Source organism: Biostraticola tofi (assembly GCF_004343195.1).
Lineage (GTDB): Bacteria > Pseudomonadota > Gammaproteobacteria > Enterobacterales > Enterobacteriaceae > Biostraticola > Biostraticola tofi.
Genome location: NZ_SMCR01000003.1, coordinates 399,274 through 423,502 on the forward strand (window position 1 = coordinate 399,274; position 24,229 = coordinate 423,502).

A 24,229-nucleotide genomic window follows, 5' to 3' on the forward strand; every position below is an offset into this window, starting at 1 on the left:
ATGATTGATATTGATACGATTGATAATCTGTATGGGGTTGGACACTATTTACTTATCAACTGTTCAGATAGCACTATACAATATCTAAATAGCCAAGGCTATCTTACCACATCATTACAAAGTGATGTGATTTTCGAAATCGATTGGGAAATAATAAAAAAATCGAATTTACCCTTTGATTTCATAGTGATAGATAATCTGGTTTTTAACGATCTGGATCAAATCGCTACGCTGTTTGATAACATCAAAAATATCTTCAGCGAACAGACGAGAATGGCTATTTTCTTTAATCATAATCAGGGTGCAGTATGTAAAACAGACGTCCTGGATCAGATGGTTACGGCTGGATTTCGCGAAGACATTTCATTCATTGCTGAACCAAAATATAGCCTCAATAACGATACAGGGTATTATGTTGCAATAACCTTAGAATATTATCCACTTGACACGACATTATATTTAACTGCAAATGAGTTGTATAAACAAACCGCCTTTTGTGAGAGCATTAAATATTTGCTTCGACAGAATGAAAGAGTTGCGGTGGTTGGTCTTGATGAGGGCATTGCCGATTCGATCTTGAACCGACGCACTGCCATAAGAGAATGTCATTTATTTCCGCATCTATTGCAATTTTCAGACTTTTTAACCGATGATATATCTTTAAATGGACCATTGGATGATCAGCAAGTTCATTATCCTAAATTTGATTGTATAGTAATCTATTACAGTCATGATAATGATATTAGTGAGATCATGCTTAAAATCATAGATAATATGACTCCTGGTGGCCGCCTAATTATCTCTCGGCCTACTGCCATGAGCATTTCTATTGATCCAGCTTATTTTGATTTAGAAGCAGTTTTTGGATGCTGCAATCGGTTTTCTGAATGGACTTCACTGAATGTTGAAGAAATGTTGTTAGCAAATTTAGTATCTTCAGATTATGACTTTATAACTAGTTGTTACATGAAAAATCCATTCATCGATTATGAAAATTTCAAATACAAAGAAATCAATTATCAGTATAGTTACCCCCCTGAGAACCTGCTTGCCTTTGAAAGAGACTATATTAATCCTTGGATTGTTAAAGCCATGGTAGAGTTTCCATTTCGTAATAAAATTTCATCTACTTTAGAAAAGTATGCTAAATATATCCTATCAAATTATGATGCTCTTTCCCCTGATTATGGTGCAGCACTGGCAATTATAGGCTACCAAAGAATCGGTAATTCGATACAAGAGAATGAAAGTGATATATTAAATATAATCATGCGTTACTGTTCAGGAATTGTTTCGTTACCGAATGCCAGTCCTCATCAAATTCGCTGGTTGATATCTCTTTATGTTCTTAGCGCGGAATTATATAAAAGTAGAGGTCAATTTGATTTGGCTATGGCTTTATATCTCAAAGCGATTGATGTAAAGTACGAAACTTTTAGTTCAACTATAGGAACTAAGATTCTGCAGTCATATTATAACTTGGCGGTAATGTTTTACAGTAGAAAAGAATATTTAAAATCGGAAGAATCAGCAGTCAAAGGAATACTAGAAGGGTATAAAATACTTTCAGTACCTGCCTTGGAGTTATATGGCGATATAAATAAACCCCTGCAGTTCACCTTGTATATCTATCACGACATAGTAGACTGGTTGATAAAGCTAACTAACGCTAAAAACTTATTAAGTTGGAAAAGCGGTTTGCTGAAGTCCATAAACAGTAATTCATGGTCATCTGTGATAAGTGAGCGTTTAAAAATTATCAATAAAATGGATTCATTGGTCCGTGAAAAGGATAGCGCAATTAAAAGTCAAGCTGAAATCCTGGATGACAGATTTGAGGCTATCAAAACCATGGATGCAATGATCAGTGAAAAAGATCAAGTTATCGAAGCCCAAGCCGATATGCTGCAAAAGCGATTTGACATTATTAAGAATATGGACTTAATGATCAAAGAAAGAGATGAGGCAATAAAAGCCCAAGCCAATATTATCGATGAGCGCTGGCAGGCAATGAAAGCAATGGAGAAGATGATAGCGGAACGTGACAATAACATACGCAACTTGGAAAATATTATTAGTAACTCGGATATCAATAATAATCATTGAAAGGGCAACTAAAATTTTACGACCCATCATTTGATTATGTCGTTTCGCTATCCGCTGATTCTAGTTGTTACAATGACAAAATTACGCATGTATTAGGTAAATTATGGCTATAATTTCATGGTTTATACCAAGTTTGATCAAAGGCTCTGGTGGACATCGTACGATGCTACAGCATGCCGAATATCTTGAAAGCAAAGGGCATGTTTGCCATATTTATCTTGAAGACGAAACGGGCATTGGCCAGGCTGCAGATAAGATAAAATCTCTTTTTAGTTTAAGGTTTAACAACGTTTTTTATGGGTGGAATAGCGCAACACCTTCAGATATATGCATCGCGACTATTTGGTATTCTGCAGCTTTTGTAGCAGCTCTCCCTTTTGATTGTAAAAGAATCTATTTTGTCCAAGATTTTGAAGCATGGTTCAATCCCATGGGCGATGCTTATTTGATGGCTGAGAACTCCTACCAATACAATCTTACCCCCATAACCATTGGCCGCTGGTTACGACATGAACTTAAACATCGCTTTAACGTGTATGGATATCATTTCGAATTCGGGGCTAATTTAAGTATTTACCATCCTGTAGGAAACATAAAAAAAGAAAAGGCGATCTGCTTTATTCACCAACCCGATAAACCTCGCAGGTGTTCAAGACTTGGTTTAGAGGCATTGGGCATTGTTAAGCATAGATATCCTGATGTGAATATATATCTTTATGGGTCTGATGGTAAAAGCGATGCCTGGTTCGAACATACAAACTTGGGACTTATAAATCTTGAACAATGCAATGAACTCTATAATAGATGTAGAGTAGGTTTATGTATCAGTTCTTCAAATCCTTCCCGTATTCCATTTGAGATGATGGCAGCGGGCTTACCCGTTGTAGAAATATGGCGAGAAAACAACCTTTATGACTTTCCTCCTGAAGCGGTATTGCTGGCAAACCAAACGCCGGAAAGTCTCGCTGAAGCAATGATTAAAGTATTAGCTGACGAAGACCTGAATGATAAAATGTCCAACTTTGGTGCTGCGTACATGTTGGATAGGGATTTAGCGATAGAGACGCAGCAATTTTACGATTCTATTAATAAGATCATATCGGGTGAGTCAACTCCAACCCATGATATATCCAGAATGTATAATATTCGACCAATAAAAGTTCCAGCGACACGACATGATGGTATGGCGGCATTCAATAGGGTTAAGCCCTCTTTGTTGCGTCGGGTAGCAATGCTCCTTCCGCCTTCATTAAATGGACCATTACGAAAAATCTATCGCTTCATTAAGAAGTAAACGGTACTGATAATGTATAAACTTAAAACTGTAGACGTATGGGACACACTTCTAAGAAGAAAATGTCATCCAGATTTCATAAAGCTTGCTACTGCGAGATATTTTTACTACAAATATTTCAAGTTACATAAAATTACGGACCAGCGTGAGTTATTCAGCTCGAGAGTGTCAATCGAACAGCAACTGGGTGCTCAACATGTGCTGGCTGGGTTTGATGATGAATACCTATTTGAGAATGTATTATTCCAATGGGTAGAAAAATATTTACCTGGCCATGCTCATGAGACCGTACAGCAAATCTCTCATGAGCTTTGTGAGTTTGAATTTTCGCTGGAAATGTCGCTGACCGATGCAGATGAAAATATAAAGGACGTTCTAGCTGCTTATCCTGCAAAAGCAACAATATTTTTGTCAGATTTTTATATGGGAAAAGAAAGATTAGCTAAATTGCTTGAAAAAAACGGGTTTTCATCAATTTTGCAAGGAGGTTATTCTTCTGCTGATATCAAATTGAATAAAAGATCTGGCAAGCTCTTCGAGTACATTCATGAGCAACTTGGAGTTGCTTATGAGGATTGGATTCATTTTGGTGATAATGAATGGTCTGACTGTATCAAACCTGCTGAACTGGGTATCAAGTCTGTACGTTTTCTCCCTGAATATGGGCATAATAAAAGGCTGGAAACTGAGCATGTTTTTTCAGATTCTAATAAATTATTTGCCAAAATATTGAGCGGTGCAGACCAGTCTTTAAAATCCGTCGGTTCTGATGACAAAATTTTCAGTCTAGGGGTGCGTTCTTCACCATTCATCGTAGGTTATAGCCTGTTTATCCTTGAAAAAGCTATAGAATCCGACTCGCGTAAAATATACTTTTTTACCCGTGAAGGAGAGTTTTTTTGTGAGGCTTTTTCAGCAATAATTGACTCCTTAAAAAGTGAAATGCCTGATATTGAATTCCCCGAGTATCAAATTTTGGAAGTGAGTCGTATTGCGACATTTTGCGCGTCATTACAAGACGTTTCAACCGATGAAATGATGAGGCTCTGGAATCTTTATAGCTCTCAGTCTTTGAATGCGCTGTTTAAAACGCTAGATGTAGAACAACATAAATATTCTGTATTTGCCAACAAGCATCACATTCCTCTCGAGGAAGTTATACGTTACCCATGGCAGGATAGCCGCATTATTTCTTTATTTGCCGATGAAGATTTCAAAAAATCTTTGTTAGAAGACATTGAGATAAAAAGAAGCCTGCTGTTGGGCTATTTTATGTCAAAAGGGCTCACAAACCAGCAGGAGAATATTTGTGTCGTTGACGTCGGTTGGCGTGGGACAATACAGGATAATATCGCATTAATATTACCCAAAGTGAATTTTACCGGCGTCTATCTTGGGTTGGCTAAGTACTTAAATCCACAGCCAGGCAACAGCAAAAAATATGCCTATGGCCCTGATCTCAATCTTTCAGACGAATTGCCTTTCTTCCTTGATTCTGTTGCTCCGATAGAAATGATAACAAATTCACCTGCAGGCAGCGTAGTGGGCTATGAAATTGTCAATGGCTCTTACTGCGCTATACGTAAAATTGATGAAGCTGAAAATAAAGCGTGGTACGACTTTACCGCAAAACTACAGAAGGGTGTACTAGCGTCTCTGAATAGTTGGGCTGATTACCTTATCTCACACTCACTTACCAGTCACGATCTCAGACCTCTATCAATGAAGATCTGGGGCGATTTTATTCAGGGAAGCAGTCAAGAACTTAATTCTACCTTTGATTCATTGAACCATAATGAAACGTTCGGGCTGGGTGATTATGTCGCAAAAAGTCATACTCCTACCGTTTCTGATATTTTGAGTTCAACTTACAACTGGCGCAAACGCGCGCAATTGATTGATTTCATTGTGGCTAACCAATGGAGCGAGGGTATCAGGAAACGTAAGGAGCTTTCATTTGTTCGTAAGCACCTGTTAGCCTTTGTTATTGATTTAGCAATATTTTATAAACGCCGATTTCATCGACGTCGCTAATGATAAAAGCCAATCTCGCGCATAATTACACGTTATCAAGGATTGACCTGATGTCATCCCCTTTGTACATGTAACGAGGTATAGGCGGGGTTATTGTTGCCAGTTACAGGACGAGTGATATAGACCTGCTGAATACGGCAATTATACGGTTATTGAGACGGTGCATCAGGGCCGGATATTTCTACCCGAGATGATTCTGAGGCCGCCGTCAGCCAGCCCTTGTCCGACAGAATATGCGTAATCTATACCGGGAGCCCTTGCGGCTCCTTTTTTTTGCCTGTCGGGGGTAAATGTCTCTGTTTAAATTTCGAGCTCTGCTTATAATGATAACAACAAGTAATATCTTGTACCGGGTATGATTATTAACTTACAGTAATCGACCATAACTGCCGGGCTCCTCCGAAGCCTATCGCCTGCTGTCGCAAACCCGCCGTTTCAATTCGGTGGCGGTAGTTGAGGCTCGGGGAATCGTCAGGTCGACTTTTCCGCAGTCCTTCCCTGGGGTCGGCACACATCTGAACACTGAAGGCGCGATTACCGCGCTGAAATCGAGGCAGTTCTTGATCTCGGAACCCGTTGTTTCGGCGTCGGCAGTCTGTTGGCCGGTTATGCCCAAGTGCCGTCCTCACAGTGGAAGGTGGTGACGATAAGGATCACCTATAATACGCTGCTGTCGCTCAAGGGCCTGATGCTCAGCGTACTCTATAAAACGGCTCCTTTAACCCGGGTTACCCTGTTGTCGATCTGGCTGTTATGTCGCCTGATATCCAAGCCGTTATGGCATTTGGCACAGCGCGCCAACGACAGGGATCACCCGCTGGTATTTGAAAAAATCAAACGTATTTCCTCCTGGTACTTCGAAGCCGCACAGCTAAAAAAGGCCATGCCGGTAGGGATCAGCCTGTTGCATAAGAAGATTACCCATCTTAAATCCGAGGTACAGACCGACCCGATGACCGGCTTATATAACCGTTGTGGGCTGAAGCTGGCGGTAGCAGCGCTGCGTGAAGCCCAGCAGCCTTTTGCGATTATCGCCATGGATATCGATCATTTCATAAAGATTAATGATACCTGGGGTCATGATATGGGCGATGAAGTTATCAAACGGCTAGGGCAACTGATCCAGTCCTGCTCTCGGGAAAGCGATATTAGCTGTCGGAGTGGGGGGGAAGAGTTTTTGCTGTTGCTGCCCGCGGCCGATCGCGTAGCCTTCCTCGCTATCGCCGAACGGCTTCGCACTCAGGCCGCGGCCGAACATGTCTCTGGCATCAAGGACATTACCCTGTCCTTGGGGATCGCATTTTATCACCCCAGGCAGGACAAGTCGGAGAACGTCTTCAAACTTGCTGACAAGGCGCTGTACCTGGCCAAGTATGGCGGGCGCAACCGCACCGTAATGCTGGAACAGTGATTACCTCGGCCGCACTTATCAGAATAATGAGAAGAGTAATACGACCGGCAGACTCATGGGCCAGGTCAGGCCGATTATTTTTGCCGTGAACAACTTTACTTTTATTGAGGGGTCATGGCTCAGCAGGTAGGTTACGATCGTGGCAACCACCAAACCAATGAGATAAATACGTTCAATCACTTCCCACGCTGACGACATCTTGCTTACATATTCCTTAACGGTGTTTAACAGCGCGGATTCTAGAGGTTCAACATGCTATATGCAATTATTTATCACTACATCTACAGCTGAATGACGTTATCAATACAATTGGGTCACTTTTGCGGGGCAATGATGATGAGCTACACGCTTTATGGCTATAGAGGTTCAGGATCTGCGGCGGTCGAAATGGCGCTGAACGCGGCCGGTCTGGCGTATACTGTTGTTGAAACCGCCAGTTGGGCTACAGACAGTGACCGGGTGGCGCTTAAACAGGTCAATCCACTGCAGCAGATCCCGACGCTGGTGTTTCCTGACGGCGCGGTGATGACGGAAAGCGCGGCCATGCTTATCCATCTGGGGCTCTGTCATACCGAATCAGGCATTGTTCCTGTTGAGCCCGCTCGTCGCGCTCAAGTACTGCGGGGATTAGTCTTTCTGGCTGCCAATTGTTACAGCGCCGTCGGCATCATCGATTATCCAGAGCGTTGGCTGACGGCAGATGATGATGCCCTTAAGCGTCTGAAAGAGGGAACCACCGGGCGTCTGCATTATCATTGGCAGATGTTTGCCGATACCTTCTCCGGCTGGCCTTTTCTGACCGGCGACCAACCCGGCGCCCTGGATTTCCTGGCGGTAGTGGTATCGCGTTGGTCAGGCACCCGCGCCTTCCTGGCTGAAAAACGGCCGCAATTCAGTCAATTACTGCAGCGAATTGCACAACATCCACGAGCGGCCAGCGTGCTGGCACGGCATGAAATGTGTTAACCCACGGCCTGCTCGGATGCGAGTAGCGCCCCCTCATCCATAACGTTGTTGATGGGACCGCTTGCGACGCAGGTAGTCTTCATCGGCGCGGATTCGGTCCCAGTATCGCTTGAAGATGTCGGCCGCTGCGGCTTTTTTCTGGTCCAGCTTGAAGGGCAGCAGATTGCGCTGCGCATCATACTTTCGACCCCCCGGATGATTAGCATAACGCCTGGCCCGGGTATAGCCCATCTGGATAAATTTGCGCGCCATATCCATGCCGACAAAATCATCCTGGCGGCGATATGCCTCGAACAGCGCATAAATTTGCTCGGCGGAATGACGTGCGCTTTCGACATCCTTGAAGCGCCAGTGCGGCAGGATTTCACGCTTGTAAGGCTGCACCAGCAGCACGCCCTGCTCGCCGCGGCCGACCTGGTACCATTCCGGGTGGGTACGAAAATCAATATTGTCAAAATCCTGCTGATAATTAAAAGGACGCATAGACCTCCTAAGAGCCGCCGGGATTGAGGCGTTAAGCGAGCCGTCGATACTGAAGCCAGCGCTGTTAATCTTCACGCTACTTTCGCATGAAAACAGCATGATCCTGCACATTGGGTGCAACTTCGTGTTTGTTCCTTACACTGCATTATAAATCCACTGCACTAATCCAGATCATTGTTTCTCGATTAAAAGGTCATTATGATGCGTCGCTGGCCACCGTCGGATGATAAAAACACCCTGCGATGGACGGTAATTTAAGGAACAGTTGTTCCGTTTTTTTTGACCTTTGTCTCTGAGGATATATGCATACCAATACGTTGGCGAACCCCGGCCCGCTGGGATTGTTGGGCTTTGGGATGACCACAGTCCTGCTTAATCTGCATAACGCAGGCTTTTTCCCTCTTACTTCAATCATTATCAGTATGGGCATTTTTTATGGTGGTATCGCACAGATTATCGCTGGCCTGATGGAATACAAACACGGCAATACTTTTGGTATGACCGCCTTTACTTCCTATGGCGCTTTTTGGCTGAGTCTGGTGGGAATTTTACTGCTGCCGCGTATGGGCCTGGCTGAACCCAGCGACCCGGTGTTCCTGGGTGTCTTCCTGGCGCTTTGGGGCATATTCACGCTGTTCATGTTTTTAGCCACTCTGCGCGCTAATCGCATGCTGCAATTTGTTTTTGCCAGCCTGACGGTGCTGTTTGCGCTGCTGGCTGTCGGTAATATTGCGGGTAATAGCGGAATTATCGTTATTGCTGGTTATGTGGGGCTGGTCTGCGGTTTCAGCGCCATTTACCTGGCGGTCGCTCAGGTTATCAATGAAAACCTGGGTCGCGTGGTACTGCCAATCGGCGCACGCTGAAACAGGTCATAATCAAAAACGCACCCAGGGCGCTCAGTCGGCACAGGCCGATGTCCACCCTGGGTGCGTTATCGTTATCCGCCGGTCAGAAATGGGTATTCAGGCTCAGATAAAAAGTACGCCCCGCTTCATTATAGGTCGCCGCTCCGGCGCCGTTCATCACTGAACCGGTTGCAGCATTGCCGGTGGTCTGAGCGTTGCCCGCGCGGTATTGACGCTTGTCAAACAGGTTATCGATGCCGACGGTGACGCTGGCAGATTTGTTGACGTCATAAGTCCCGCTTAGACCGACGATCGCATAAGGACTGACTTCATGCCTTTCAGTCCCGGTAACGGCATCCCCCTTGTAGTTATATTTTTTCGGCTTCTGCCGGCCATACCAGGTCAGCGTAGATTGCAGCGACAATGCGTCCATCGCTTGCCAACTGAGCGTTGAATTGACGGTATATTCCGGTATGACCGACAGATAATCGCCGGTGGTTTTGTTCTTGGTTTCGAACATGTAAGTGAAATTATTATTCCATGAAATACGATCGGTGACCGGCACATTCAAGGTGCCCTCCAGCCCCTGAATTACCGCCTTGGGCACATTTTCCCAGCGGTATACATCGGTGGCGCCGGTGCTGGATACGCCGTGCGGCGTATAGCCAGCTTCAATTTTATCGCGGTAATCGTTGTGGAAATAGGTTACCCCAGCCTGATAACCATTGCGGTGAAACTCCAGGCCAATCTCTTTGTTGATACTGGTTTCAGCCTTGAGATCATCATTGCCTATCAGGTAACAGCCGCCGGTGCTGGCTGCACAGCCCTGGCCACGGCTGTAAAGCACATAGTTCGGGTTGGTCTGGTAAAGATTAGGCGCTTTATAGGCGCGGGCTATGCCCATTTTGAGGGTGAAATCATCGCCTAATTCCTGGGATAGGTTAAGCGATGGGCTCCAGTTGGTTCCTGATACCGAGTGATGATCGAAACGCAGCCCCGGCACCAGCATGGTGGTATCGGTCAGTTCCAGATTATCCTCAGCGAACAGAGAAAATATTCGGGCTGATGCGTATGGACTGCGATGGGTGCTGTCCACGCCCTCGATGTCGCCACCCTGCATTGCCTGAGTATTGGACGCCAGGTCCTTCATTTTTTGCTCATTCCACTCAGCGCCAAAGGTGGCGGTCTGCTGCACGCCAAGCTCAAACGGTACGCTGAGTTCGCTATGGCCCAGCAGACTACCCAGATCAATGGAAGAAAATCTGTTTTCTGAAAAAATGCCTTCAGTACCGCCTGCCAGGCCTTCGTTCATACGGTTGTTGCGGGTACGCTCGTACTGCACATAGTTTAGGGTGCTGATGCCATTATCCCAGGCGCCACGCCAGGTCAGAGCATGAGTCTGGCGATAGAGGCGGTTGGTCTCTTCGCCATAGTTGTTTTTGACCAGCGCATTGGTATTGGTGTTCTGAGTATCCCCGGCATACAAGTTCCCCTGCCGGCTGTAGGTGGTTTCAACATCCAGTGTCTGCTGGGGAGCGAATTCCCAGCTCAGCAGGGCATCGATATTTTTATCCACCACGCCTTCGCGCCCGGCGGGCAGGGTATCGGCATAGGTGCCGGTGCGTAATGACTGGTGACCCTGGTTAATATCCTGGGCATCGGCCTGGGTTTTGCTCAGGCCGCCGGATAACCTGAAGCTGAATGCATCGCCCAGCGGACCGGACAGAGAGAAGTCGGTACGCTTGGTCGAACCCTCTTTTTTATGCTCAGGGGCATTCAGGTAAGTATTCCATGAGCCGTGCCAGTCGCCGGTATCGCGCTTGGTGATAATATTGACGACCCCACCGGCGGCGCCGTTGCCATAGCGCGCCGCTGCCGGTCCGCGCAGCACTTCGATACGCTCTATCATCTCGGGCGGTACCCAGGAGGTGTCGCCTCGGGTATCGCGCTCGCCGCGCCAGCCTTGCCGCACCGAGTTTCGGCTACTGACCGGCAGGCCATCTATTAAAATCAATGTATTTTCCGGTCCCATACCGCGGATATCTATCTGGCGGTTATTGCCGCGCTGGCCGCTGGTCGAGTTGCCGGTCAGGTTGACGCCTGGCATGGTGCGGATAATTTCTGAAACGTCACGGGCCGGGGGCCGTTTACGGATTTCATCGGCGCTGATGGTGGATACCCCGGGGGCCTGGAGATTTTGCTGGGCAGCGGTTACCACCAGCGTTTCGCCATCACCGTTGCCAGCGGCAGCATCAGGCGCAGTGGTTGAATCAGCCGATGCGGGGGCCGATGCGGGGGCCGATGTTTTTTCCGAGCTGTTCAGGGGGGGCGCGGCGACGGCCGCACTGCCGCCCAAAGCAAACAGAATCCCTAAAGCGCAACGTGATACAGGGGTATTCATGCCATTCATTCTCCATTGTTTCTGTGCATAGCAAGGCCGCCTAAGCGGCAAATAAAAAAGGCGGCGCAAAATTTTTTATACCATATTGTAAATAGGAATAATTATCAATGGCATTATCCTTTGCAGAGTCAATTAAAATGGGTGGACGCAGACAAGGGGTTAAATAAGGAAGGTAATTGTTAAATATAAAGAAAAATAATGAGGTACTTTATAGTTTATGTGAAACTGCACGGCGCTGAATGGACTAAAGTAAACGGGGCGGACTGCAGTCCGGCGAGCGAGCCTGTAACGGGTGCGATAGCTTATTACCGCAACATCATCGCCTAATACATGTGCCAGGACCGCCGGCAGAATACTGACGGTCCCGGGTCGTTTTAGGCCAGGCCTACAGCGGGCCGCCGCGATCCTGAACATCCTTTATCAGCCGTTTGATCACCTCGGATGATTGGCGCAGGCCGTCATGCTGGAACTCATTGGTCACCCAGGCATTAAGATTACCGACGCGAGCGGCGGTAGCAAGCGACAGTCCGGCATCGACGAACATATCGTCATGATAGATAACCGCTGCTACCGGCACCGGGTTGTCAGCCAATCGCCGGTTGTCATAAAGGGGCGCAAAATCGGCGCGCTGCGACAGCGCTAGCGCTCCGGCACGAAACGGACGCAGAGAACGAATTTCATCAAACATCCATGGATAAATCATTTCCCCGGTAAACAGCAATGGCCGGGCCTGTGTGTCAAATGCCGGGAAGTCGCTGCGTATCCGCTCGGCCGAGCCGTCGGCTGCTTTGTCGCCTTGAGCGTAGAGAACCTCTTGCAGCACGGCATACAGCGGATTGCTGTCGTAGGAAGTCAGCGTCATCATCTGGGCGAGGAAATGATCAGACAACCGGCTTTGTGCGCTATCACTAAAGGCTTCATCGACCAGCCAGTGAACATTCTCAAAACCTGGGGCCATACCGAAATCATTGCCCAGCGTCTGGAAACGCCTGACGCTCAACCGATCGCCGTCCGGCAGCCGGACGTCATGGCTGTCTAGATAATCGGCAATGGCGGCAATCTTGGCGCGGTCATCAGGATACCGTCGGTAGTATTGGGCGTTTTTTTCCATCACCCGCGGATAGGTGCGTCGGTAAACGTCGTCAGCACTGGCATCAAGACCGGAAAGCCCGCCGGTAACATAGCAGGCCGACAGCCCTTGTGGTGCTTGGGACAAATAGGTCAGGGTAAGAAACCCGCCGTAACTTTGCCCCAGAGTCTGCCAGCGCATATCACCGAACAGGGTTTTTCTGACGGCTTCACAGTCGCGGACGATGCTGTCGGCGCGAAACAGGGAGAGATAATCGGCCGCAGGCTGGTCCTCCAGCGCTGCAATGGCTGCGCCTTCCACCGGGCTGCTGCGCCCGGTGCCGCGCTGATCGAGCAGTATCACCCGATGCGTCTTCAGCACCTCGGCCAGCCAGACCGGTCCGCCCCCCACCGGTCGTGGTCCTTTGCCGCCAGGTCCGCCCTGGAGAAAAGCCATTATTGGCAGCGAGGCCTGCTTTTTCGTCGGGCTTACCACTTCGCGGGCGAAAATATCCAGGGTCCTGCCATCTTCGGGACTGGACCAATCAAGCGGAACGGTAAAACGATGATCGCGGATATGCATAGCCGGAAGGGTATATTCAGAAAGCAGCATTAATGCTCCTCAAGCGTGTCTGGCGCAGTATGCCGATAAGGCAGGGTGCCATGATTGTATTTACGATTGCCACAGGGGCATTCAGTCAAGGCGAGGGACCTCCCTTTGGAAGCCCATGCCGATAATACGTCCGGCCAGCAACGGCAACCAGGGTCGTCGTCGCAGCCAGCGGGCCAACGCAGGGGGGTGGCGCACAGGTGCATCAGCAGGTCGGTCGCCTTTGCGGGTCATCATAAGCTGGATCTTTTGTAATGCCCAGGTCGGAAACCGGCGACGGCGCTGTACCCGGCTGAGCTGGCGCAGGCTGACGGACCCGTTTCTCAGCGGCGCTACCAGCAGATTAGCCGCCGCCACCGCATCCTGGATGGCAAGGTTAACCCCGACGCCACCGATAGGCGACATGGCATGAGCGGCATCTCCAATACACAGTAGCCCGGGGGCGGCCCATTGTTCAAGGCGGTCAATGCGAATATCCAGCAGCTTAACCTGTTCCCAGTGAGTAATCTCCTGCTCAAATCGTTCCAGGCTGAAGGGGGAAACGGCCGCGATGTCGGCCAGCAAATGGCCGAGTGGCCGCTGGCGCAGTGCCGGATAGCTGCCTTTGGCAATGCTTACGCCGCACTGCCAATAGTCCCCGCGATCCAGCAGGATGAAATTATTGCTGGGTCCGCCATGCCCACTGGCCCTGGCTTGATCTTCACTACGACGTGGCAGCTTAAGCCATAATACATCTCTTGGGGCGCCGAATTCACGCCGGGGCAGGGCGGCCAGCTCACGCACCACTGACTGTCGACCATCGGCGCCGACCACCAGACGGGCGTGGATAATGCGCTCTACGCCATCAGGCCCATGGCAGGCGACGCCTGTCACCCGGCCATTAGTTTTCAGCAAGGCGCTGACTCGGGTCTGCTTATGCAGGGCAAACGACGGCAGAGTTGATGCTTTATTAGCCAGAAAGTTCAGAAAGTCCCACTGGGGCATAAATGCCATGAATTTGCACCGGGTCGGTAATCGGGTGAAATCCGCCAGGGTGGTGGTGCGACCATTCTTTTCACTCTCCAGCCTTTCAACTCGCTGATGGGGTAGGGTAAGGAATTCATCCAGCAGCCCGAGATGATGCATGATCTCAAGCGTAGAAGGATGGATGGTATCACCGCGGAAATCACGAAGAAAATCAGCATGTTTTTCCAGTACCGTGACGTTGATGCCGGCACGCGCCAGCAGGTAGCCCAGCATCAGTCCGGCCGGTCCGCCGCCGACAATACAGCAGGTGGTATGGTTTTCAGGTGTTTGCAGCACATCGGTCATGGCAGATTCAGCCCGGAATAAAGATGATATTCATCATAGTCTTTAAACCGCTGTCCTGTAAGCGCCCGGCTGATGATTAATAAAGCGTCACTCTTAGTCTTGGCCCGTTTCAACGCCCATCGGCCGCGACGTCCGGCCGATGGGCGCAGCTGAATCACACCGCCGGTTTACTTACCCTGTTTATCATCCAGCTGCGGCAGGCCGGTTTCGTCCGGCGCAGACAGTAGGCCAGTACTGATATAATTGATGAGCTTTTCTCGGGTATCGGTTATATCCAGATTGCGCATCGTCAACTGGCCGATACGGTCCTCTGGAGAGAAGGTGGACTCGCCCTTTTCCATGGTTAGGCGTTCGGCCATATAGGTCAGATTATCCGATACGGTATTCAAAATGGAGTAGTCATTGCCACGGCGCAGTTCCAGCGTCACTTCACCGGTGACGGCGCTGGCTACCCAGCGCTGCAGAGAATCACGCAGCATTAGCGCCTGCGGATCAAACCAGCGGCCCTGGTACAGCAGGCGGCCCAGCTGACGCCCGCTGGCATGATACTGCTCTATGGTGTCTTCGTTATGGATGCCGGTGACCAGTCGCTCGTAGGCGATATGCAGCAGTGCCATGCCCGGAGCCTCATAGATGCCGCGGCTCTTGGCCTCGATGATGCGGTTTTCGATTTGATCGCTCATGCCAAGACCGTGCCGGCCGCCGACTCGGTTGGCTTCCAGCATCAGCTCTACCTGGTCTGTAAACGTCACGCCATTGATCGCGACCGGCAGGCCACGCTCGAAACGCACGGTCACTTCCTCGGCCGGCACCTTGACAGACTCGTCCCAGAATTTGACCCCCATAATCGGATTGACGATTTTAACGCTGGAATTAAGGTATTCCAGCTCCTTGGCTTCATGGGTGGCGCCAAGAATATTGGAGTCAGTCGAATAGGCCTTTTCAGCCGACATTTTGTAGGCAAAACCGGCTTCGTTCATAAATACCGACATCTCATGACGGCCGCCCAGCTCATCGATAAAGTCAGTATCCAGCCAGGGCTTGTAAATCTTGAGCTCAGCGTTGGTCAGCAAGCCATAGCGATAGAAGCGCTCAATATCATTGCCCTTGTAGGTGCTGCCGTCACCCCAGATATTGACGCCGTCTTCTTTCATTGCGGCGACCAGCATGGTGCCGGTTACCGCACGGCCCAGCGGGGTGGTGTTGAAATAGGTCACGCCGGCGGTGGTGTTATGGAATGCGCCGCACTGCAGCGCAGCCAGGCCTTCGGCGACCAGCTGCTTGCGGCAGTCAATCAGGCGCGCTTTCTCGGCACCGTACTCCATCGCATGACGCGGGATGGCATCATAGTCGTCCTCATCCGGCTGACCGAGGTTTGCAGTGTAGGCATAAGGAACCGCGCCTTTTTTACGCATCCACAACAGCGCAGCGCTGGTATCCAGCCCCCCTGAGAAAGCAATGCCGACGCGTTGATTAACCGGTAGGTGCCTGAGAATTGTTTCCATTGATGTACGCCCTTTAAAATACCCTGCGAAAGAATTGATTGCCCACCTAAGTGATAACTCAATTTAACAGTGGCAGTCAAAGCTCTTTGCCTTGAAAATGCGGGATTTTCCGCAATTTAGCCTCTGCCGTTTGCGTCGTTCCTTGGCGGCAGGACCACCCTGACGCTAGTGTAAGAAACTCTGCCGCAAATGCCAATGCATATTTTTGCGATTTTTATGAATTTATATTCGAAATTGACGAGGGTGGCGTGCGCAATTGTTAATGTGACAGTTTGAGCTATATCGATTCAGCTACATCGCCGGCACAGTGTTGCCCGGCGATAGCTTAAGGCAGTTATTCATTCAACAAGCGATACTTCTTTCGGTGCTTCATCTCACTGAAGCGGTTGGGTAAGCGGTGCCTGCTTTTGGTGCGCTGGTGCATCAACAATGAAAAGATCATCAGGGCGATGAGTGAAAGTAGTCCGACAACTGAAAGGATTGTTTGCATAGTAAGATTTCCGGTGATGTCTGAGGGTGGTCCAGGCCTGTTATTTTTGTTTTTGGCGTTGCATCCCGCTGCAAGGGCAGGCAATGCCGCTTGAGCTTGAAGCATACAAGCTCAATATCGGAATGATTCTAGGCATGAGAAAGGGGGTAACGCATACCCTGTTCAGGGTATTCGCTATCTATTGGACAGCGCAGCAGGCGTTATAGGAAACAACAGCTCAACCTGGGTACCGCTTGCGCCACCGTTTATCGCTAACGCCGCGCCTATTTTTTCTGCTCGGGTCCGCATGCCATTTAATCCGCGCGAGCCAGGATGGCTGTCGGCCGGTATCAACCCGTTGCCGTCATCGCTGATAACAATGCGGATATATCTGCCGGCCGGTATTACCGTCAGCGTTATGCAGGAGGACTGTGCATGCTGGATAACATTATTGACCGCTTCCTGGACAATGCGCAGGATAGACAGGGCCGCGTCGGGCGTCAGATCGGGCAGCAGCGGTAAAGGGGTTACACGCCACTCAAGGCGAATACCGAGTGCTTGCAGTCTGGGTTCAAGGCGAAAACGCAGGTTGCCCAGCAGCGGCAACAAGTCCTGCTCGGTCAAATCCAGCGAGTCGATTATGAGCCGCAGATCCTGCAGCGATTCTTCAATATAGCGCGCCAGTTGTTCCCGACTGCTGTCCTGCCGACGGGCAAGGCGCAAGGCGGTTATCAAATGCGCGCCCATGCCGTCATGCATATCCTGCAATATCCGTGAGCGTTCTGTAATGATCGCCGCCCGCTGCTGACGCCGGTTCTCATCATGATCGGCAATAAAACGCTCGGCAAGCCGATAAATCAATACCAGGCTGAAGGGCAGGGCGCCAATAAAACTCAATCTGTAGCTATCCCACTGCAGCCAGTCCATCATGACAAGATTAGACTGGGCAATTGATAGATTCCAGATAAAAGCCGTTGCTGCCAGCAGCCATAACTTGGCCGATCCGAGCCGAAAGCCTTGGTAACACATCTGACCGATGACCAGCATCCGCAGCCCGATATGCGGCCAGGTGAGCAGCCACAGGCGATCGCTGGCCTCACCTCGGGCGATATAGATTAAGGTTATCAGTAGAATAACAGCCGATGTGGCGTGCAGCAGCGGTTCGAACCAGCGCCATTTGCCGGCTGCCAGCCGCCATCCTGCCAGAGACAGCACCCAGAACAGCAAGGTGGTGGCGATTATCCTCAGCCCCTGGCTGGTGCCGACGCCGACCGCCATCGTCGACAGATAGCTCATCAATCCCAGCAGTGACAGCAGCAGCGCCAGCTGCAAGATAAACAGCCGACGCTGTCGCCAGGTATATGCCAGCAGAAAAAAAACCGACCCGGTCATCAGCAGCAGAATCACATAGGGGCTGATGACCTGAATCAGATATCGGCCGAACCAGATGTCATGCAGTGTCTCTGCTTCGCCCAGCGATAGCGCCGATATGCCGCTGCTGACCGCGCTGTTTCCCTGTACGCGAATCGCCAGTTCATTCACGCCAGCATGAAATAACCCGCTGGGAAGCACCACATACAGCGGCTCATCGCTCATCGGCCGGCCCCGCGCGCCATCGCCAAAGCGAACGCCTGGCGTAAGCAGGGAACCATTCAGCCATAGTTCACCGGCCACCGACAGATGTGGTAGATATACCGCCAGCGGACGATCAGGCACACTATCCAGAGTGAACGGCAGCCGATACCAGGCAAAGCCGTTCAGCGCTGGAGTGCGCAGTCGCCAATTATCCGGCAGCTTTACCGATTCACCGATGTCATCGGGTGGCGTAGCCGAGTCGCTGACAATAAAACGGGCGGATTCCAGGCGTAGAGTTTCCGGCAAGCTGGTCGCCGCCCAGGATGCAATCCCCCAGAACAGCAGGGTCAAAAACAGCGCAATCAGCAGCCGTTTACCACGACTGCCGCTTTTTTTCATCAGATAAAGCCCTGGATGCGAGCCTGGATGATGGCGGCGACCCTATTGTGTACGGCCAGTTTGCTGTAGATATTTTTGATATGGGTAGCCACGGTATGGGTCGAGATGTTCATATTCTTGGCGGTTTCGCTGACACTGTACCCTTGAGATATATGACGAAGAATATCGATTTCCCTGGCGGTAAGGCTATCTATTTCGCTGCGGGGTGAGATTTTTTCACTGGGACTGAACCGTTTAAGCAAATGCCGGGCAATCTGCGGTGACAGGGGTGCGCCGCCCTGCTGCAGTAATTTGATGCCGCGGGCGAATTCGTCAATCGCGGTATCCTTGAGTAGATAGCCACGAGCTCCGGCTTCAATGGCCCTGACAACATGCGCTTCATCGCCGAAAATAGTGGCCACCAATACCGTGGTATGTGGCCGCTGCTGCTGCAGCCAGGCGATGAGCTCGACGCCGTCGCCATCAGGCAGGCCCAAATCAACCAGCGCCACATCGGGTGTTTTCTGAGCCAGCAGCAGCCGGGCCTCTGCTAGGTTAGCCGCACTGCCGCAAAGGCTTAAGTCAGGGTGCGAAGCAACCATGGACTCGAATTCCCGTCGCATAGCTTCGTCATCTTCTACCAGTAACACCTTTATAGTGCCAGTATTCATGATTGCGCTCGTTGATCAGGCATCGATCGGGGATGGCAGGTAGTTGCGAGAGTAAGTAATAATTATTCAAATTACACTACCAAAAAATAATGACAAGCGTTTGAATCATTCCGGCGGAAATTTCGTTTCAAGTATCAAAAAGTCAGCCGGACATCGGCATAGGGCGAGTGCGCCAGTGCGGGAACACTGACGCCTTGAGAGGCCTATTTTGGCTTATAACAGGGCGCTGCGTTTTGCCTGCAGCGACTGCCGGCGGCGCTTATATGAAACCTTCATCTGCACTACCAGGAAAATGATGGCCTGGATGATAACGATGCAGGGGCCGGTGGCGGCATCGATATAAAAGCTGACCAGGGTGCCGGCAATACAGGAGAATACCGATACCAGCGTGGCGACGATAAGCATCCGATCAAAGCTGCGACAAAGCTGAAAGGCGGTAATGCCGGGAGATATCAGCATGGCGATGACCAGTATCACGCCGACCGCCTGCAATGAGGCGACAATGGCCAGCGCCAGCAGGCATAGCAGGCCATAGTGCAATAGCTTGACCGACAATCCCAGCACCTTTGCCTGCGCCGGATCGAAACAGTAAAGCATCAGATCCCGGCGTTTCACCAAGATAATCACCGATACCAGCAGCGAGATGACCAGCGTCTGGGTCAGCTCCGCATGGGTAATGCCCAGCACATTGCCGAACAGGATATGGGTAAGGTGCTGATCGGAGTCGACACGCGAAAACATGACCAGCCCCAATGCAAACATGCCTGAGTAAACGATACCCATGACGGTATCTTCTTTGACCCGGCAGTTATCCTTGATATAGCCGGTGGCGGCGGCGCAAAAAATTCCTGATCCGAACGCGCCGAACATCAGCGGCACGCCGGCAAGATAGGCCAGTACAATGCCGGGCAATACGGCATGGGAGATGGCATCCCCCATCAGCGACCAGCCTTTGAGAACCAGAAAGCAGGACAGGATGGCGCAAACGATGCCGGTGGCTACCGCTGCAATCAGCGCACGTTGCATAAAGTCAAAGGCCAGGGGCTCAAGCAGATAATGGATGATATCCATCAGGCCGTACCTCCGGGCTGTTTATTGCGACGCCGGTTGGCCAAGAGCCCGTGCTTGGGTGCAAAAAAGAAAGCCAGCAGGAATACCAGGGTTTGCAGCGTAACGATGACTCCACCGGTTGCGCCATTCAGGAAGTAGCTTATCCAGGCGCCAAGCCCGCTGGTTACCGCACCAGTGATAACGGAAATCATGATAAGTCTGGGAAAGCGGTCGGTCAGCAGATAAGCGGTGGCGCCTGGGGTAATGACCATTGCTATCACCAAAATAGCGCCGACGGTCTGCAGGGCAGCGACGGTACAGGCGCTAAGTAGGGTAAAGAAAATGATTTTCAGGCGAAGTGGCGACAGGCCGATGGACGAAGCGTGTTTTTCATCGAAAAATGTCGCCAGCAAATCTTTCCAGATAACGCAAAGTACCAGGAAAGAAATACCAATAATGATTTGCACCTGGATAACGTCGGCGTCGTCGATACCCAGGATATTGCCGAACAGGATTGACTGCACATTCACCGAGGTAGGGTTAAGCGAAACAATAAGCAGCCCGACGGCAAAGAAGGTTGAGAAAACGAAGCCGATGATAGCATCTTCGCGCAGACGGGTGAAATGCCGCACCAGGGTCATGGACAATGCCGCCAGCATGCCGGTAATAAATGCGCCGGCAGCATAGGGCAGTCCCAAAGCATAAGCCCCGGCAACCCCCGGCACTACTGAATGGGACAGCGCATCGCCCATCAGCGACCAGCCTTTGAGCATCAGATAGGCCGAAAGGAAGGCGCAGACTGCGCCGACGATGGCGCTTACCCAGATGGCTTTGACCATATAGTTGTATTCAAACGGCTGCAGCAGGAGTTCAATCATGATGATAATGCTCGCCGGCGACCCGACGTACTGTGGTCGACTCCGGCTGCGGTAATGTTATGGGGCGATTATCCAGGCGGTCTGCCGCCGGCGACTGACCATTGCCGGCCGGGAGCTCGGAAAGATTGAGGTGGCGCAGCACGCCGCCAAATACCCGCTCAAGATTTTCACGAGTGAAGGTGTCGCCGGTCAGGCCGGCAGCCAGCACCGTACGATTGATCATGACCACCCGATCGCAAAACTCAGGCACGCTGCCCAGATTATGGGTCGAAACCAGCACCAGATGGCCTTCATCTCGCAGCGCGCGCAGCAGATCGATAATGGCATTCTCGGTTTGCACATCGACGCCGGTGAAAGGCTCATCCAGCAGCAACACCCGGCCCTGCTGAGCCAATGCGCGGGCCAGGAACACCCGCTTGCGCTGGCCGCCCGACAATTCACCAATCTGGCGTGCGCGCAGTTCGGTCATGCCGACACGAGCCAAGGCCGTATCGACCTGACGTCGATCCTCGGCGGAGGGGATACGCATAAAAGACATTTTGCCGTAGCGGCCCATCATTACCACATCTTCGACCAGCACCGGGAAGTTCCAATCGACTTCTTCCGACTGAGGCACGTAGGCAATCAGGTTTTTACGCAATGCCCGGGCTACCGGCAGACCGTCCAATGTGACGCTGCCGCGGGAGGGCTTCACCATACCCATGATGCTTTTGAACAAGGTGGATTTACCGCTGCCGTTGATGCCGACCAGCGCGCAGAGGGTACCGCCCTGCAGGCTGAAACTGGCGTCACTTATCGCCGTATGACCATTGTTATAGGTGACGGTAATGTTATCTACCCTGAGCTCGGGCTGGTGGCTGACTTGACTCATTTGCCGAATCCTTTGGCGATGGTATTGACGGTGGAATTAAGCAGGTCAATATAGGTCGGCACCGGGCCATTAGCGGTAGACAGGGAGTCGACATACAGTACGCCGCCGTACTTGGCGCCGGTTTCCTTGCTGACCTGGCGCGCCGGTTTATCGGAAATGGTGCTTTCGCTGAACACCACCGGTATCTGGTTGGCGCGGACGATATCAATCACCTGGCGAACCTGCTGGGGTGTACCCTGTTCATCGGCATTAATCGGCCAGAGATAAGCTTCTTTCAGGTTGTAGTCACGCGTCAGGTAGGAGAAGGCCCCTTCGCTGGTCACCAGATAACGCTGGGCAGCGGGAATCTTATCCAGACGGGCGCGCAGCGGCGCATCGATCTGGTTGATTTTCTGAATATAGGCCGCGGCGTTGCGCTGGTAGATCTCCGCATTGGCCGGATCATACGTGGCCAGGGCCGCACGGATGTTTTCCACATAGATGCGGGCATTGGCCGGCGACATCCAGGCATGCGGGTTGGGATTGCCGTTATAGGGACCTTCACGGATCGGCAACGGCGTGATGCCTTCGGTGACCACTACTGACGGGACGTCATGAACGTTTTCAAAAAAACGGCTGAACCATCTTTCCAGATTCAGGCCGTTCCACAAAATCAGGTCGGCTGACTGTGTTTTGACGATATCGCGCGGTGTTGGCTGATAATCATGAATTTCAGCCCCGGGTTTGGTGATGGACTCGACGTCCGCCGCATCACCGGCAACATTGCGGGCAATATCCTGAATGACCGTGAAAGTGGTAATGACTTTGAATTTCTTACCGCTATCGGCTCTGGCCTTCGCCTCTTCTGCCTGCAGCGCGCCGCTGAACAGGGAGATGACCATACCGATAAGCATCAGTCGTAGCGTAAAAGGGGACCGTAATAGAAATCCGGATTTTTGCAGCGATACAGGCATAGGCATATAGGTGATCCCATGTTGGCGTTAAAGAGAGATACTCAAAAAAAACGGTACTGGTGTCATTGTTGTTATTGATTTGGCGGTGGCGAGTGGGTCAGGGCGGATCATCCCGCTCGCTTAATAAACAGGTATAGCATAGGCTATAATAGATAGCAAAAGCAATTATTGAAAATTTTGTCCTGGTGCCCACTTCGTTTACAATGCACAGCCTATAAGGGTCCTACTCCAATGCCGGGTAGAGAAGAGACCGTAAATACTGAGGAAAAGCATGACCCCTGATAATCAAAAAGAACTGACCGATCCACTGACGCAACTTGTGGATGTGCAGGAACACGTTCAGGGCTTCCTGCAGGTGCGTGAAGCCCACCGTCGTGAGCTGATTGATGACTATGTCGAGCTTATTTCTGATCTGATAAGGGATTGCGGCGAGGCTCGTCAGGTCGATCTGGCGGCCCGTCTGGGCGTGTCTCAGCCTACCGTTGCAAAGATGCTGAAAAGGCTTAATTCAGCCGGCCTGGTTGAGCAATTACCCTACCGGGGGGTTTTTCTCACACCCGAAGGCGAAGCTCTGGCGGAGCAGAGCCGAGCGCGCCATCATGTCGTGGAATCTTTTCTGCTGGCGCTCGGTGTCAGCCCGGACACCGCCCGACGTGATGCCGAGGGCATAGAACATCACGTCAGTGATGAGACCTTGTCGATTTTCAAAGCGTTTACCGTGCGTAACACCATTGAAGGTTAGCGCCGCTTCATTCTGGCAGAGATACTGCGCCGCCTGTATCTCTTCCAGTAAGCGCTAATATCGTTAAGTAAGCGCTCAAACCGTTACGTTTTTACTCCTTCGACATAACCTGCCGCTTTTCTGCCGTTAGATCGTTTTTCTGTGTGCTATAACCCCCGCGATATCCGTTTGCGATAACCCACGACGATTGAAACGATAGAATTCGGGAGTGCCCTGTGTTTTTAACCCCTTTGCTTTCCGCAGTTGCGGTGATGCTAATGACGCTGTCCCTGCAGGCGATGGCGAATTCTCATGTCGGGACGGCTATCGGTCGCTTTCAGGCGGCGGATATCCCCCCCCGGCTGGATGCCGAATCCTGCAGCGGCAAGATGTACGACAATGCCCGTATCGAATGGGTCAACCCGGTGTTTCGCCCCGGACTCGCCCTGTTTGCCATCAGAAGCAGCCTGACCGGCGTCGATGCGTTCACCGTACCGCTGAGTGCGCCGGATTACCGGATTCTGCTGGCCCAGGTGGCGAAGCAAAACCAGAAAATCGATTTTTGCCTGTCATCAGTCCTCACCCTGGAATCGTACCGGTTCCGTCATTAAGAGATGGACGCCTAT

At 50.7% G+C, this 24,229-nt stretch carries 21 protein-coding genes; 8 read left to right on the top strand and 13 right to left on the bottom strand.

The genetic code is table 11. The features are described from left to right. From EDC52_RS09215 to EDC52_RS09230, 4 genes are all read left to right on the top strand, one after another. On the top strand, window positions 1-2,106 hold the full coding sequence (locus EDC52_RS09215) for a hypothetical protein (RefSeq protein WP_131865029.1): 2,106 nt from the start codon (window positions 1-3) through the stop codon (window positions 2,104-2,106). A gap of 103 nt (window positions 2,107-2,209) precedes the next feature. After that, on the top strand, window positions 2,210-3,400 hold the full coding sequence (locus tag EDC52_RS09220; protein ID WP_131865030.1) for a glycosyltransferase family 4 protein: 1,191 nt from the start codon (window positions 2,210-2,212) through the stop codon (window positions 3,398-3,400). Window positions 3,401-3,412: 12 nt separating this feature from the next. Next, window positions 3,413-5,434: a hypothetical protein gene (locus tag EDC52_RS09225; protein ID WP_131865031.1), complete on the top strand. Its 2,022-nt coding sequence runs from the start codon at window positions 3,413-3,415 to the stop codon at window positions 5,432-5,434. 616 nt (window positions 5,435-6,050) lie between these two features. Then, window positions 6,051-6,845, top strand: coding sequence for a GGDEF domain-containing protein (locus EDC52_RS09230; protein ID WP_131865032.1), 795 nt, complete (start codon window positions 6,051-6,053; stop codon window positions 6,843-6,845). Window positions 6,846-6,863: 18 nt separating this feature from the next. On the opposite strand, the gene EDC52_RS09235 is transcribed toward EDC52_RS09230, so the two are convergent. Next, window positions 6,864-7,043 (bottom strand): GhoT/OrtT family toxin, encoded by a 180-nt coding sequence (locus tag EDC52_RS09235; protein WP_131865033.1) that lies wholly within the window; start codon window positions 7,041-7,043, stop codon window positions 6,864-6,866. Window positions 7,044-7,181: 138 nt separating this feature from the next. On the opposite strand from EDC52_RS09235, the gene EDC52_RS09240 reads away from it, so the two are divergent. Then, entirely contained in the window at window positions 7,182-7,811 is a 630-nt protein-coding gene (locus EDC52_RS09240; RefSeq protein ID WP_268990347.1) for a glutathione S-transferase family protein, read from the top strand. Window positions 7,812-7,844: 33 nt separating this feature from the next. Here the strand turns inward: EDC52_RS09240 and EDC52_RS09245 are convergent, their stop codons facing one another. Further along, entirely contained in the window at window positions 7,845-8,294 is a 450-nt protein-coding gene (locus EDC52_RS09245; RefSeq protein WP_131865034.1) for a DUF4385 domain-containing protein, read from the bottom strand. Window positions 8,295-8,596: 302 nt separating this feature from the next. Between EDC52_RS09245 and satP the strand changes: the two genes are divergently transcribed. After that, window positions 8,597-9,160, top strand: coding sequence for an acetate uptake transporter (gene satP, locus EDC52_RS09250; protein ID WP_131865035.1), 564 nt, complete (start codon window positions 8,597-8,599; stop codon window positions 9,158-9,160). An 85-nt stretch (window positions 9,161-9,245) separates the two neighbouring features. Here the strand turns inward: satP and EDC52_RS09255 are convergent, their stop codons facing one another. The 11 genes from EDC52_RS09255 to EDC52_RS09305 form a co-directional block, all read right to left on the bottom strand. After that, window positions 9,246-11,543, bottom strand: a complete 2,298-nt coding sequence (locus EDC52_RS09255; protein ID WP_131865036.1) for a TonB-dependent siderophore receptor — start codon at window positions 11,541-11,543, stop codon at window positions 9,246-9,248. A 385-nt stretch (window positions 11,544-11,928) separates the two neighbouring features. Continuing rightward, a complete protein-coding gene (locus EDC52_RS09260; protein ID WP_165911682.1) occupies window positions 11,929-13,224 on the bottom strand; it encodes an alpha/beta fold hydrolase in 1,296 nt (431 codons plus the stop codon). Window positions 13,225-13,305: 81 nt separating this feature from the next. Further along, entirely contained in the window at window positions 13,306-14,532 is a 1,227-nt protein-coding gene (locus EDC52_RS09265) for an FAD-dependent oxidoreductase (RefSeq protein WP_131865037.1), read from the bottom strand. A gap of 167 nt (window positions 14,533-14,699) precedes the next feature. Further along, window positions 14,700-16,037 carry an argininosuccinate synthase gene (gene argG, locus EDC52_RS09270; RefSeq protein ID WP_131865038.1) on the bottom strand — a complete coding sequence of 446 codons (1,338 nt, stop codon included), beginning with the start codon at window positions 16,035-16,037 and terminating at the stop codon, window positions 14,700-14,702. Between the two features lie 334 nt (window positions 16,038-16,371). Beyond that, a complete protein-coding gene (locus tag EDC52_RS09275; protein ID WP_131865039.1) occupies window positions 16,372-16,632 on the bottom strand; it encodes a hypothetical protein in 261 nt (86 codons plus the stop codon). A gap of 69 nt (window positions 16,633-16,701) precedes the next feature. Then, window positions 16,702-18,480: a sensor histidine kinase gene (locus EDC52_RS09280; protein ID WP_131865040.1), complete on the bottom strand. Its 1,779-nt coding sequence runs from the start codon at window positions 18,478-18,480 to the stop codon at window positions 16,702-16,704. After that, the gene (locus EDC52_RS09285) at window positions 18,480-19,130 is read right to left on the bottom strand and encodes a response regulator (protein ID WP_131865041.1); all 651 of its coding nucleotides are present in this window, start codon (window positions 19,128-19,130) and stop codon (window positions 18,480-18,482) included. Before EDC52_RS09285 ends, EDC52_RS09280 begins: the two co-directional genes overlap by 1 nt. A 213-nt stretch (window positions 19,131-19,343) precedes the next feature. Beyond that, a complete protein-coding gene (locus EDC52_RS09290; protein ID WP_131865042.1) occupies window positions 19,344-20,201 on the bottom strand; it encodes a metal ABC transporter permease in 858 nt (285 codons plus the stop codon). Next, a complete protein-coding gene (locus EDC52_RS09295) occupies window positions 20,201-21,058 on the bottom strand; it encodes a metal ABC transporter permease (protein WP_131865043.1) in 858 nt (285 codons plus the stop codon). Before EDC52_RS09295 ends, EDC52_RS09290 begins: the two co-directional genes overlap by 1 nt. Continuing rightward, a complete protein-coding gene (locus tag EDC52_RS09300; RefSeq protein WP_131865044.1) occupies window positions 21,051-21,929 on the bottom strand; it encodes a manganese/iron ABC transporter ATP-binding protein in 879 nt (292 codons plus the stop codon). Before EDC52_RS09300 ends, EDC52_RS09295 begins: the two co-directional genes overlap by 8 nt. Then, window positions 21,926-22,810: a metal ABC transporter substrate-binding protein gene (locus EDC52_RS09305; RefSeq protein WP_230468006.1), complete on the bottom strand. Its 885-nt coding sequence runs from the start codon at window positions 22,808-22,810 to the stop codon at window positions 21,926-21,928. Before EDC52_RS09305 ends, EDC52_RS09300 begins: the two co-directional genes overlap by 4 nt. A 343-nt stretch (window positions 22,811-23,153) precedes the next feature. Here EDC52_RS09305 and mntR point away from each other — a divergent pair, with 343 nt between their 5' ends. Next, the gene (mntR, locus tag EDC52_RS09310; RefSeq protein WP_131865046.1) at window positions 23,154-23,624 is read left to right on the top strand and encodes a manganese-binding transcriptional regulator MntR; all 471 of its coding nucleotides are present in this window, start codon (window positions 23,154-23,156) and stop codon (window positions 23,622-23,624) included. Between the two features lie 215 nt (window positions 23,625-23,839). Next, complete coding sequence (locus EDC52_RS09315; protein ID WP_131865047.1) at window positions 23,840-24,214, top strand: hypothetical protein; 375 nt, start codon at window positions 23,840-23,842, stop codon at window positions 24,212-24,214. The last annotated feature ends 15 nt before the right edge of the window (window positions 24,215-24,229 follow it).

What these genes read in the sequence shown, in the direction of transcription:
- satP (WP_131865035.1), top strand. Translation starts at nt 8,597, where the DNA reads ATGCATACCAATACGTTGGCGAACCCCGGCCCGCTGGGATTGTTGGGC.
- EDC52_RS09285 (WP_131865041.1), bottom strand. Translation starts at nt 19,130, where the DNA reads ATGAATACTGGCACTATAAAGGTGTTACTGGTAGAAGATGACGAAGCT.
- EDC52_RS09305 (WP_230468006.1), bottom strand. Translation starts at nt 22,810, where the DNA reads ATGGTCATCTCCCTGTTCAGCGGCGCGCTGCAGGCAGAAGAGGCGAAG.
- EDC52_RS09225 (WP_131865031.1), top strand. Translation starts at nt 3,413, where the DNA reads ATGTATAAACTTAAAACTGTAGACGTATGGGACACACTTCTAAGAAGA.
- EDC52_RS09240 (WP_268990347.1), top strand. Translation starts at nt 7,182, where the DNA reads ATGAGCTACACGCTTTATGGCTATAGAGGTTCAGGATCTGCGGCGGTC.
- EDC52_RS09300 (WP_131865044.1), bottom strand. Translation starts at nt 21,929, where the DNA reads ATGAGTCAAGTCAGCCACCAGCCCGAGCTCAGGGTAGATAACATTACC.
- EDC52_RS09255 (WP_131865036.1), bottom strand. Translation starts at nt 11,543, where the DNA reads ATGAATACCCCTGTATCACGTTGCGCTTTAGGGATTCTGTTTGCTTTG.
- EDC52_RS09275 (WP_131865039.1), bottom strand. Translation starts at nt 16,632, where the DNA reads ATGCTTCAAGCTCAAGCGGCATTGCCTGCCCTTGCAGCGGGATGCAAC.
- EDC52_RS09220 (WP_131865030.1), top strand. Translation starts at nt 2,210, where the DNA reads ATGGCTATAATTTCATGGTTTATACCAAGTTTGATCAAAGGCTCTGGT.
- argG (WP_131865038.1), bottom strand. Translation starts at nt 16,037, where the DNA reads ATGGAAACAATTCTCAGGCACCTACCGGTTAATCAACGCGTCGGCATT.
- EDC52_RS09295 (WP_131865043.1), bottom strand. Translation starts at nt 21,058, where the DNA reads ATGATTGAACTCCTGCTGCAGCCGTTTGAATACAACTATATGGTCAAA.
- EDC52_RS09290 (WP_131865042.1), bottom strand. Translation starts at nt 20,201, where the DNA reads ATGGATATCATCCATTATCTGCTTGAGCCCCTGGCCTTTGACTTTATG.
- EDC52_RS09215 (WP_131865029.1), top strand. Translation starts at nt 1, where the DNA reads ATGATTGATATTGATACGATTGATAATCTGTATGGGGTTGGACACTAT.
- EDC52_RS09245 (WP_131865034.1), bottom strand. Translation starts at nt 8,294, where the DNA reads ATGCGTCCTTTTAATTATCAGCAGGATTTTGACAATATTGATTTTCGT.
- mntR (WP_131865046.1), top strand. Translation starts at nt 23,154, where the DNA reads ATGACCCCTGATAATCAAAAAGAACTGACCGATCCACTGACGCAACTT.
- EDC52_RS09265 (WP_131865037.1), bottom strand. Translation starts at nt 14,532, where the DNA reads ATGACCGATGTGCTGCAAACACCTGAAAACCATACCACCTGCTGTATT.
- EDC52_RS09280 (WP_131865040.1), bottom strand. Translation starts at nt 18,480, where the DNA reads ATGAAAAAAAGCGGCAGTCGTGGTAAACGGCTGCTGATTGCGCTGTTT.
- EDC52_RS09260 (WP_165911682.1), bottom strand. Translation starts at nt 13,224, where the DNA reads ATGCTGCTTTCTGAATATACCCTTCCGGCTATGCATATCCGCGATCAT.
- EDC52_RS09235 (WP_131865033.1), bottom strand. Translation starts at nt 7,043, where the DNA reads ATGTCGTCAGCGTGGGAAGTGATTGAACGTATTTATCTCATTGGTTTG.